This window comes from Nitrococcus sp., from assembly GCF_059432795.1.
On sequence record NZ_JBXWZQ010000164.1, the window covers coordinates 1 to 11,106 of the forward strand.

Below are 11,106 nucleotides of genomic sequence, written 5' to 3' on the forward strand. Positions count from 1 at the left end.
CATGGCCGCGTAGGGCCGTTGTGGCGCGCTCCAGGTACACCGTGTTCCACAGCACGATAGCGGCCGTCACCAGGTTCAGACCGCTGGCGCGGTAGCGCTGCTGCTCGAAGCTGCGATCGCGAATTTCGCCCAAGCGGTTGAAGAACACGGCGCGGGCCAGCGCGTTGCGGGCCTCACCCTTGTTCAGCCCGGCCTGCACGCGGCGGCGCAACTCGACGCTTTGCAGCCAATCCAGGATGAACAACGTGCGCTCGATGCGGCCCAACTCGCGCAGCGCTACGGCCAGGCCGTTCTGACGCGGGTAGCTGCCGAGCTTCCGGATCATCAGGGAGGCCGTGACCATGCCCTGCTGGATCGAGGTGGCCAGCCGCAGGATGTCGTCCCAGTGGGCGCGCACGTGCTTGATGTCGATCGTGCCGCCGATCATCGGTTTCAGCGCGTCGTAAGGGACATCACGCTTCGGGAGGTAGAGCTTGCGGCGGCCCTTGAAACGTGTCGGGTTGGCCAGAAACGCGGCGTCGAGCGCGTCCTGCCGGGCGGCGCGCAGCGTCTGGGCGTGGCCGTAGTGGTCGCTTTGCGGGGTCATGTAGCCGATGCCCGAATGACGGTGTTCGGTGTTGTACCAGGCGAAGAATGTTCGGCAATGAGCGCGCGCGTCCTCGACCGAGCCGAAGCGCGCGGGAAAGTCGGGGCGGTATTTCATCGTCTTGAACTGCGACTCGGAGTACGGGTTGTCGTCCGAGACGTGGGGGCGGCTGTGACTCTTGACGATATCGAGATCGACCAACGAGGCCGCCACGGGCTTGGAGCGCATGCTCGCGCCGCGGTCGGCGTGCAGGGTGAGCACGCCGGGCGCGATGTCGTGCCGGGCGACGGTGTCGGCGATGAGTTGCTCGGCAAGTTCGGCACTTTCGCGCTCGGCGATCAGCCAACCCACGACGTGGCGGCTGAAGATGTCCAGGATCACGTACAGATGGAAGCGGGTCCACTTGGCCGGCCCCTTGAGCTTGGTGATGTCCCACGACCACACCTGGTTGGGCGCGCGCGCCAGCAGCTCGGGTTTGGCGTAGACCGGATGGGCGAGTTGGCGGCGCCGTTCGCGACACGCTCCGTCGACCGCGAGCAGGCGGTACACGGTGCGCACCGAGCCCAGATAACGGCCCTCATCGAGCAGCGTCGCGTGCACGGCCGCCGGCGCGGTGTCGGCGAAGCGCTCGCTGTCGAGGGCGTCGCGCAGCGCCTGCTGCTCCTGCGCATCGAACGCCAGGGGCGGGCGAGGCCGGGCGGCGCGGGGCGCGGGCGGGCCCATCAGCGCTGCGCGCCGCGCCTGCGCTCGACCTCGGGCGGGGGCGCCCCGCCAAACGCCCACGGCCTGGCAGGCAGCCCCTGTGCCGATGGCCGGGGTGAGTTCCTGCACCCCGATCATCATGGCTTGTCGGGCGCCTCGTCGATCGGATTGCCCAACAACGCGGCAACTTTTTTTGGACCTCGATCACCAACCTCGCCTTGTCGAGCTGGTGCTTCAGGCGCTCGTTCTCGCGCGTCAGTTGCGCGATGTGCAGCGCATCCGCCCGGCTCGGGTCGAGCTTGGGGCCGCGCTTTTGCGGCGCGAGCGCGGCCAGCTCCGCGGCCGCACGCTGGCGTCGCCAGCTACTCGGGCTTGAGGAGTACACCCCCTCGCGGCGCATCAAGGCTCCGATCTCGCCAGGCCTGGTGCAGCGGTCGGCCGCTTCCAGGATGCGCTTCTTGTCGGCGTTGGAGAACTGCCGGCGTCGCGCTCGCGGCACGACCTCGGAATCCCGCCCGGCATCCTGGCCCGAAGCGGCGCCAGAAGAGGACAGTACGTGCATCGTTGCCTTGGAGTGTTTGTGGGTCGTCATGCCTACCTCGTTGCTCACTAAATTACCGCGGGTAGGTGGCGCAGGTCATATTGGCACAGGGCGGGGCATGTCTCTCCGCACTGGCGAGAGCGCTCACTAGCAGCTAGTCTGAAAGGCATGACCGACCGAACCACTGGCGTAGACCTCGCGGATGCAACATGACAGCCGTGATCATTAATTTACTTTGCATCCAATCAAGGATAATAGTGCCGGATCGGAAGAATACCAAGGCAGACTACGGAGCATGATCAAATGCAGCTGAAAGATGTTTTGAGCCAGTATCCGGAGGAAGGTCTCGATCAACTTGCCCGAGACAAGTTGGACGAGATCGCAAACGTTCGATTGCCCCGAGCCGTTCTTGAGCAGGAGATTGCAGCAGCGCTTTGTTCTTTCAGCTACATAGCCGAGGTTTTGGTCGCATCACATCCTCCCACATACGCATTTGTGAAGCTTTTAATGGAGGCATCGGATCACACGGTTCCAGCTGCGGGTTTCAGGGAATTGGTCATGCAGCGCACCGATGAGACCACGGAGTGGATCGTCTCCGGGAAGGGTCTGCCATCAAGGAAAGAGAATGAATATCGTCTTTACCGGGCTTTGCTACTGGCCGCGTGGGAAGATGGTAGTGTGATCAATGCCAGTGAAGCGAACCTGCTTGAGGTGCTCCGCTCCGAGCTTGGATTGACCATGCGGGAACATTTACTGTTCGAACATCATCCGGAGGTCCGTCCTATCTGGGATTCACCACGGGCATACGAGAATGCCCGCAATTACCTTCTGGCTCGTGGCTTGGTTCTCACGATCGAGGACCGCTACGTGCTAGCTGATGAAGTCCGAGTTCAGATAAGACGCTATTGGGGGATGGAGCTGCATGATGCTGATTATCGTAAGCTTTTGGACCAACTCACCGGTAGGGATCTTCGTGGGATTCTCGAAGCCGCCGGGTTGCAGTTGAGCGGTTCGAAGGAAGAACGGATTGAGCGCATCGTCACTGGGTTGGTCGCCCCTTCCTTCGCACTTGATCGCCTATCCATTTATGAGCTCAAGGAGCTTGCCCGTTCCCTTGGCTTACAGGTTTCCCTTGCCAAGGCCGACCTTATCTCCAAGGTTGTTGGGCACTTTGATCGCCCAATGGCGGGTAAGCTTATCGAGCGAGCCGATCCGCGAGAGTCTGGCAACCGGGTAGGCGATGTGCGTCTTATCGACGATGATCGTCTGAAGGAGCTTTTATTGAGGGTATCTGGAAATCAGCTTTACGAGATGTTGGCTGGCCTTGGCTTGCAAAGATCCGGATCCAAGGGGGAACGTGTCCAACGCCTGATGAATAGCGGCTGTTCAGAACGCATCATTCTCTCTCAGCTCCGCCGCACTGAACTCATCCGGCTCTGTCGGAAATTGGGATTGCCGCAATCTGGTCTCAAAGACGAAATCGTCGAACGGTTGATTAGTTCATCCCCACAGGACGAAGATGCCGAGACCGATGAGGTTGCAGTGCTTCAGATGCCGTCACCAGTCGAGACCGATGTTCAGGGGGACGCTGAGCGTGCGCAGACAGATTTGCGGGAAGGGCATCGGCCCGATGTGCTCGGGCTTCAGGATATAAAAAGCATATTCCCGGACCTCGGTGCTGATGAGCAGATAATGCTCGCTCTGCTTCGAGAAGCCCGTTCCCTCAACGAACGCGATATCCAGAGATTGGCTTCACGGCACGGTCTTGGCTGGATGTTGCCCAAGGCGCATATGGCCGAACTTCTCAGAAACCTCGCTTCATCCAACAGAGCGCCCATCCGCGTACGCAGTACGGGATCCGCAAATATCTACGAGTGGGTAGAAGCATCAGACCATGCTGGTCAGGAGCTGGACCGCTGGGCCGCTCGGGATGTCATAGATGCTTTGCGTCAAGGTGTTGTCCCAGAACACGATCTGGAAATGCTTTTTGTAGGACAGGATGCAGCGCGCCAGCACCTTCGGGAACAGCTTGAATACATAGCCACCGGACGCAGTGCGTTCAAGTTCATCCGCGGAGCATACGGCTCGGGCAAATCGTTCATGTCAGCCTGGCTTCGGGATCAAGCGCTGCGGGCAGGCTTCGCCGTCTCAAGTGTACGGGTCAGCGCGGAGCTTTCGCTAGCCGATCTGTCCAATTTTTATACCGGCCTCATGGACGGTCTACGGACACCGGAGAAGAGAGGTGCCAGCAGTTTTTCCGACATTCTGGAATCCTGGCTACTTGCTATCCAACGAAAAGCTGCACAGGTTGAAGGGCTGTCGCCGAACGAACCGTCTGACCGAAAACGTCTTGCTGAGGTGGTTGGAGCACGCATCAATGACGAGCTTTCGCAGTTGTCCGCCCATGACCCAGGACTAGCACCCGCTCTTGGTGCTTTTTATGAGGCTCGTGCCCAAGGAAATGAAGAGAAAGCCATGGTGGCGCGAGCTTGGTTGCGCGGTGATCGGAGTTTATCCAACGCATCGCTGCGACAAATCGGTGTCAGAGGTGGGTTAGAGCCAGAGCAGGTTCTTCCGAGGCTGAGGGCATTCCTTGAGGTTATTGCCATTACTCACCTGCGGGGTTTGGTAATCCTTATCGATGAGCTCGAGCTTGTCCGGCGTCGCCCCCATAAACAGACACGCGATCAGGCCTACGAGACCCTACGCGCCTTGATCGATGAGGCGGGGGAGAACCGTTTGCCTGGATGCCTGCTGGTATGCACCGGCACGGACACATTCTTTGACGACCGCCGTTACGGACTTGCCAGCTACGAGGCACTGCTTCACCGCATTAGTGCACCAGAACTCGGCGAGGGACATCGGAGTATGAGGCAGCCGGTAATCCAGCTCGACGGTTTGAACGAAACCCGACTCAGGCAGGTCGCAATGCGGACTCGAGACATCCATGCTGTCGCCTACGGGTGGCCCGCCACCGAAGGCGTCACTGATGCGGATATCGATTCGCTGGTGCAGAAGTGGACGAGTTTTGGTGGCGAATGCATTGACAGGCTACCGCGCCCCTTCCTTCGGCAACTCGTCCACGTGCTTGATCTTTGTGAAGAAACTCCTGAGATTTCGGCGAGCGACTGCTTCATTGAACCGGAGAGCGACCCGGAAGCGAACGAAGCTTTGATGAGGCTCGTTGCCGAATAGGTAAATGAACTCATGAGTACACTGGAAAAGCTGCATCCGGGACTTCAGCGTTGGGTCAAAGAACAAAATTGGAACGGACTCCGACCCATACAGGAAGTAGCACTGGAACCCTTGTTTAGCGGTGTCAGCTGTGTCATCGAAGCGCCTACAGCCGGCGGTAAAACCGAGGCAGTCCTGTTTCCAACGCTGACTCGGGCTGCACAACAACCTCAAGACTCGGTGCAGGTACTCTATATTGCGCCATTGCGGGCACTGCTTAACAACCTGGAAGGTCGAGGAGAGGGTTACGCCCGTTGCTGCGGTTTGCATGCTTTCAAGTGGCACGGTGATGTCAGCCAAACCGCTAAGGTCGCGAGCCTGCAGAGTCCGCCACACCTGCTACTCACAACTCCCGAGTCCATAGAGGCAATTTTGCTTCGCAAGCCAGGGTGGCGCCGGTTTTTTCGAGACATTCAGACCGTGATCATCGATGAGGCACATAACTTTGCCAGTGGTAACCGGGGCGGACATCTGCTTGCCCTGCTTGAGCGGCTTGAGCGTGGAACCGGCAGGCAACCCCAACGGATTGCGGTAAGTGCGACCATCGGCAATCCCGACGCTCTGTGTCAGTGGCTAACCGGTGATCGTAGTCCGGCGTTCCGGATTCACGTTCCGACAATACATGCTCAACGAAACGACTTTTTGTTGCACCACTTCTATGACGCCGCCGAGACCGAAGACACGCCGATAAACCAGCGCGCCGGTTGGCGTTTGCTTGAAACCCTCACCGCCGAGCTTAAGAATCGCCGAGTCATTACTTTTGTCCGCTCACGCTCAAAGGCTGAAGATTTTGCCAAGGCGATCCAGAAATTCAGCCATAACCGTATCAGAGTCCAAACTCATCATTCCGCCGTTAGCAAGTTCTTCCGGGAAGAGGCAGAACGTTTGATCCAGATTGCCGGCGAAGAGGGGATCGAGTCCATCATCAGCACTTCCACTCTGGAACTCGGGATTGATATCGGTGAACTGGATCGCGTAATCCAGATCGACGCACTATCCAGCCCCAGTGCCTTTCTACAACGTGTCGGTCGGACCGGACGCCGTCCAGGAAAGCCAAGATGTTTCCGAGGGATGACGCAGCAGAACGACGACCTCTTGTTACTCACCGCAACCGTATCACTGGGCTTGGAGCACCAATCCGAGCCTCTCCGACTGCGCCGACGCGCTTTCCATCTACTCGCTCACCAAATGCTTTGCATGGCTCTCCAGGAACATGGAGTAACGCCCGATTCCGCATGGCAAACGCTCCGCCACGCTCATGCGTTCACTGGAATCAAGAGAAACGAGTATGACGTTCTCATTCAGCATATGTGCACCGAGGAATTTCTACGTGAAGCTGACGGTGCTCTGGTTCCCGGTACCGCTGCCGAAAAACGCTACCTCAAAGCGGGCTGGCGAAAGCTCTTCGCCGTCTTCAACACGGCCCCGCTCTACGAAGTCATGGAAGGCCAGACACAGGTCGGCACACTGGATACCGCCTTTGTAGAAGGCCTGGAAGTTCCGTTCTTCTTCACCCTCGCTGGCAGACTGTGGAAAGCGGAAGAGGTACACCATGACCGCCACACCGTGAAAGCCAAGCGTGCCCGCGAAGGCAATGCGCCCAAGTGGGATTCGTTCGGCGGTCCTGATATCCCTTTTGAAACCGCGCAGCGAGTTGGCGAATTCCTTCATGGATTTCGAGAACTTCCATCGTTCCTGGATGAATCAGCCCTTGCTGCACTGGAGTTCATGCGCATCTTGACGCCCGATTATTCGGGCTGGTCCCCCAGATCGATCAAATGTATCACTCCCGAAGGGGGAAAAATAATCTTGCGGACTTACGCGGGAGACACCCTGAATCGCACTTTGGCAAAGCTATTGGAGGGCAGAGGCCTGAAAGTAAGGGGAAACTACGCCGATGTGACCATCGAAAAGGGACAGGTCGATTGTGAAGACTTACGGGAATACGTGTTGAATGCATTGTTTGATGTCGCTGTTATGGATGACACGTCGGCTGTCATGGAGTCATTACTACTGTCGACCCAACGCCCATGGCCATTTTCACCTTTTGCAGGCATGTTACCAGAGGAGTTGGTCAAAGCGACACTCGTTGATTTGACGACCGATATGGAAGGGTTGCGGTTTTTTCTCAAAGATTGTGTGCATTAGCTTTACGATGCCCTGCTGCCGTGTCAGATCGTACGGATGTCAAGCTAGGCGAGGGGCTTGGCTGTATGGAGGCTGCATTCCCGGTTTCTCCGGCACGCACAGCCAGGATAGGACGCTCGATGAACACAACGAGAAGCTCAAGGAGGTGGTCGCGATGTTGCTGGAGGGTGGTAAAACCGCCATGGCTTCCGAATTCGTGGACGTACAGACCGTCGCCGTCCGAGGATGAGCCACTATCAGCCTCCATTCACTATCACCCTCGAAATCCTGCAACTGGTCGAGGAGATCGGCGAGACTCTGGGGCACTGGTCGGCAGTGTCCCGCGACCGGCTTGCACCCGAACTCAGACGCGGCAACCGCATTCGCACGATCCAGGCATCGCTGGCCATCGAGAACAACACCTTGAGCGTGGAGCTGGTGACAGCGGTTTTGGAAGGCAAGCGGGTACTGGGTTCGCCGCGTGAAATCCAGGAAGTGCGCAACGCGTTTGCCGCCTATGAACACCTCGACCGATGGAACCCGGCTTCGCTGCATGATCTGCTGGCCGCGCATGGAATACTGATGGCCGGCCTGCTGGACGAGGCGGGCCGGTTCCGCTCCGGTGGCGTGGGCATCTATCACGGCGCTGCGCTGGTGCACATGGCGCCGCCGGCGGATCGGGTGCCCTTGCTGATGCAGGACTTGCACGAGTGGCTGGCGGGAGGCGAACAGCACCCGCTGATCGTCAGCTGCCTTTATCATTACGAGTGCGAGTTCATTCATCCCTTTGCCGACGGTAACGGTCGGATGGGGCGATTGTGGCAGACGCTGATTCTGAGCCACTGGAAACCGTTGCTGGCGTTTCTCCCGGTCGAGACCGTGATTCGCGACCGGCAATCGGACTACTACGCGGTCCTGGCGGAATCCGATCAGGCGGCCGATGCGACGCCTTTCGTGACCTTCATGTTGCAGGCCCTGCTCACCGCCATGCGGGAAGTGGTGCTGACCGACCAAGTAAGCGACCAAGTAAGCGACCAAGTAAAACGCCTGCTCGACGCGTTCCACGGCAGCGAGGCACTCGGCGCTGCCGAACTGATGGACCGGCTCGGTTTACGGCACCGGCCCACGTTCCGGAAGAACTATCTGCAACCGGCGCTGGCCGCCGGGCTGATCGAAATGACCGATCCGGCGTCACCGCGCAGCCCGGCACAGAAATACCGGCGCCGATAGTTCGCGCCGGAGGCCGGTGGTTTTAGCTCTCCGGGTCGCGTGCCTCGGGATACTTGGGCAGATCGTCGCTCATTCCGACCCAACTCAACCAGTTACTCGTGTACGAGTGATCCTTGGGCGGCAGCCGTTCCGGATCATCGAGGCTGTAGGTGGTGATGTCGATCTCGTCGGCTGCGTCGTCGTGCTCGAAAGTCAGCTGGGTGCCGCAGTTCGGACAGAACCTGCGCGTCGCCTTGCCGCTCGACCGGAAAGCGGTCGATGTACCGCGAACGAAGCGGAAACCGGAGCGGGGGACGCTGAACCAGGTGACGAACGGCGCGCCCGTGGTCCGGCGGCAGATCGAGCAATGGCAGTTGGTCTCGTGGAAGGGCGTACCGCTCGCCTCGTAGCGGATCGCGCCGCAGAAGCAGCCGCCCTTGAGCGTGTCCATGGTTCGGCTAGATCAACTCGTCCGAGCGGTCGTCGGTTTCCCCGAAGCGGCGCAGGGCCGGCGGCTTCATGCCCTCGTAGAGTGTCTCCAGCCGGGCGTTGATCTGCCGGCTCTGCTGCTCGAACAGCGAGTTGCCCTGCAGGTCGCTATCGACCAGGAAAGGGCCGAAGTTCTCGACCTCGAACAGCCACATCGCCTGGGCCAGACCCAGTTCGTCGATCCAGAACACGTCGCGCACGCCCTTGATGCCGCGCCCGAGCAGGGCGCCGGTGCCGTAGCCCACGGTGGTCAGATAGACCGCGCCCACAGGTGCGAGGATGGACTTGTAGTCGGCTTCGGACATGCCGGCCTTGCCGATCACGATGCGGGTACCGGTCAGCTCCAGCCACTGTTTCATCCACTTGCTGAAGCGGAAGCTGGCGGTGGCGGTGACGCCGCCGATCTTGAAGTGCCCGGCTTCATCGCGAGATACCGCCGGCGAGCAGTGGAAGTTGGCGTTGGTGATGGCGGCCAGATCGACCGGCAGCGGCTCGCCCTCGTCGATCACCTTGCGGTAGACGCCCTCGCGGCCGGTGCAGACGATGCCGTTCAGGAACACCACCGAGCCTAGTTCGAGCTTGGCGATGTCCTCCGGCGTGGCGGGCAGATTCAGCCGGACTTGCTTCGGGCCGTTTGCTTGCTGGGCCATTCCACGGTCTCCCGTCGCATATAGGGGGTGAACCACTGCGGGTCGGTGCGGTAGCTGATCCCGCCCGCAGCGTCGATGCGCGCGGTCGCGCGGCGCGAGGACAGGCAGAAGGTGTGCACGCTGATCGGCATGCCGCCGGTGTGGGTGTAGCCGACCTCGATATGGCAGTCGACCACCATCGAGGAACCGACGAAGCCCATCGCGCCCATGCCGATGTTGTTACCGAGTTCCTTGAGTTCCTGCTCCAGTTCGGCGATCTTCGGGTCGGGGTTGCGGTCGCCCACCACCCGCAGGCAGGCGGCCTGCTTGCCCAGCACCATGCTGATGTCCTTGGAGCCGCCCAGGCCGACGCCGACGATGGCCGGCTGGCAGGCCAGGCCGCGCTTGCCGAAGGCGATCAGGGTGTCGAGAAAGAACCGCTTGATGCCGTCGATGCCGTCGCCCGGAAACAGCATCCGGTAGTCGCTGCCGAACAGGCCGCCCTTGTGGACCGTGGTGATGTCGATCCAGTCGGCGTCCGGCTCGAAGCTCCACTCGATCTCCGGAGCGTTGATGCCGACGTTGTTGTTGTTATCCTGGCGGGTCAGCGGATGGACCCGGTTGGGACGCAGCGGGACATCCTGGGTGGCACGGGCGGTGGCACTGCGCAAGGCGCGCTCGATGCCGACGAAGCCGCCCTCGAAGCGGGCCTCGTTGCCGACCTTGACGTAGAAGCGCGGCAGGCCGGTGTCGGCGCACATCGGCCGGCGGTCGGTCGAGGCGGCATCCCAGTTGTCGACCATGGTCTTGAGCACGAAGCAGGACAGCGACCCCTGCTCGCTGTCGATCATGGTGCGGATGCCCCCCAGGTAGTCCTCGGGGATGTCGATCGCCGCCTTGCTGGAGATGGCGTAGGCGGCCTGTTCGATGGTGTCGTTGGTGATCATGGGTTACCCCACCGGGGTGGATTCCTCGGTTTGCGATTGTAACAGCGATCGGCCGGGCCGCACGATGGAAAAGTCGACCGGTACGCTGTCCAGTGCGATCGTTTGGCCGGCGAGCCGTGCGCGGGTGTAACGACTGGTTGCCAGATCGCCGGTCTCGGGATGATCCTCGCGGTAATGGGCGCCGCGCGAGTCCTCGCGGGCGCTGGCGGCGGCCGCGATGACCCGGCTGATCAACAGCTGGCTGTCCAGGTTCAACCAATCGTGCCAACTGAGATTGTAGGTACGGTCGCCGTCGGCGACGCCGATGCCGTCCAGTTCGGCGGTGTGGTCCTGCAGCCGGTCCATGCCCTGGCGTAGCGGTTCCGCGCTGCGCAGTACCCCGACCTCGTCCCACATGGTCCGCCACAACCGCTCGCGCAGGTCGCCGAGATCACCGGGGGCCGGACCACCGGAGGCCGGACCACCCGGAGGCCGCGAGAACGGCTGCTCGGCGCGGGCGATGGCGGCTTCGATGACCGTCTCGTCCGGGTCCGGGGGCGTTCCGCGACCGGCGGCATACGCGGCCATGCGGTCACCGGCGATGCCGCCGAACACCGTGGAGTTGGCCACCCCGTTGCCGCCCAGGCGATTGGCACCGTGCAC

General features: G+C 60.7%; 6 protein-coding genes and 3 pseudogenes. 3 read left to right on the plus strand and 6 right to left on the minus strand.

Translation table 11 applies throughout. The annotated features are described in order from the left end of the window. Both AC52Q4_RS11710 and AC52Q4_RS11715 read right to left on the minus strand, forming a co-directional pair. Window positions 1–484, minus strand: a pseudogene (locus AC52Q4_RS11710) (Tn3 family transposase); the annotation flags it as partial. Window positions 485–487: 3 nt separating this feature from the next. Then, window positions 488–1,850 (minus strand): annotated as a pseudogene (locus AC52Q4_RS11715) (IS3 family transposase); the annotation flags it as partial. A gap of 282 nt (window positions 1,851–2,132) precedes the next feature. On the opposite strand from AC52Q4_RS11715, the gene AC52Q4_RS11720 reads away from it, so the two are divergent. The 3 genes from AC52Q4_RS11720 (at window position 2,133) to AC52Q4_RS11730 (ending at window position 8,420) form a co-directional block, all read left to right on the plus strand. Then, window positions 2,133–5,024 (plus strand): BREX system ATP-binding domain-containing protein, encoded by a 2,892-nt coding sequence (locus AC52Q4_RS11720; RefSeq protein WP_495536977.1) that lies wholly within the window; start codon window positions 2,133–2,135, stop codon window positions 5,022–5,024. Between the two features lie 12 nt (window positions 5,025–5,036). Then, a complete protein-coding gene (locus AC52Q4_RS11725) occupies window positions 5,037–7,211 on the plus strand; it encodes a DEAD/DEAH box helicase (protein WP_495536978.1) in 2,175 nt (724 codons plus the stop codon). 225 nt (window positions 7,212–7,436) lie between these two features. Continuing rightward, entirely contained in the window at window positions 7,437–8,420 is a 984-nt protein-coding gene (locus AC52Q4_RS11730) for a Fic family protein (protein ID WP_495536979.1), read from the plus strand. 22 nt (window positions 8,421–8,442) lie between these two features. Here AC52Q4_RS11730 and AC52Q4_RS11735 read toward each other — a convergent pair whose 3' ends face one another. From AC52Q4_RS11735 to AC52Q4_RS11750, 4 genes and pseudogenes are all read right to left on the minus strand, one after another. Continuing rightward, window positions 8,443–8,850 carry a GFA family protein gene (locus AC52Q4_RS11735; protein ID WP_495536980.1) on the minus strand — a complete coding sequence of 136 codons (408 nt, stop codon included), beginning with the start codon at window positions 8,848–8,850 and terminating at the stop codon, window positions 8,443–8,445. A 7-nt stretch (window positions 8,851–8,857) separates the two neighbouring features. Continuing rightward, window positions 8,858–9,538, minus strand: a complete 681-nt coding sequence (locus AC52Q4_RS11740; RefSeq protein ID WP_495536981.1) for a fumarate hydratase C-terminal domain-containing protein — start codon at window positions 9,536–9,538, stop codon at window positions 8,858–8,860. Further along, window positions 9,499–10,464: a fumarate hydratase gene (locus AC52Q4_RS11745; RefSeq protein ID WP_495536982.1), complete on the minus strand. Its 966-nt coding sequence runs from the start codon at window positions 10,462–10,464 to the stop codon at window positions 9,499–9,501. The genes AC52Q4_RS11740 and AC52Q4_RS11745 overlap by 40 nt, the downstream gene beginning before the upstream one ends. A gap of 3 nt (window positions 10,465–10,467) precedes the next feature. Beyond that, window positions 10,468–11,106 (minus strand): annotated as a pseudogene (locus AC52Q4_RS11750) (succinate dehydrogenase/fumarate reductase flavoprotein subunit); the annotation flags it as partial.

Coding starts and splice junctions, on each gene's coding strand:
- AC52Q4_RS11725 (WP_495536978.1), top strand. CDS start 5,037: ATGAGTACACTGGAAAAGCTGCATCCGGGACTTCAGCGTTGGGTCAAA.
- AC52Q4_RS11730 (WP_495536979.1), top strand. CDS start 7,437: ATGAGCCACTATCAGCCTCCATTCACTATCACCCTCGAAATCCTGCAA.
- AC52Q4_RS11720 (WP_495536977.1), top strand. CDS start 2,133: ATGCAGCTGAAAGATGTTTTGAGCCAGTATCCGGAGGAAGGTCTCGAT.
- AC52Q4_RS11740 (WP_495536981.1), bottom strand. CDS start 9,538: ATGGCCCAGCAAGCAAACGGCCCGAAGCAAGTCCGGCTGAATCTGCCC.
- AC52Q4_RS11745 (WP_495536982.1), bottom strand. CDS start 10,464: ATGATCACCAACGACACCATCGAACAGGCCGCCTACGCCATCTCCAGC.
- AC52Q4_RS11735 (WP_495536980.1), bottom strand. CDS start 8,850: ATGGACACGCTCAAGGGCGGCTGCTTCTGCGGCGCGATCCGCTACGAG.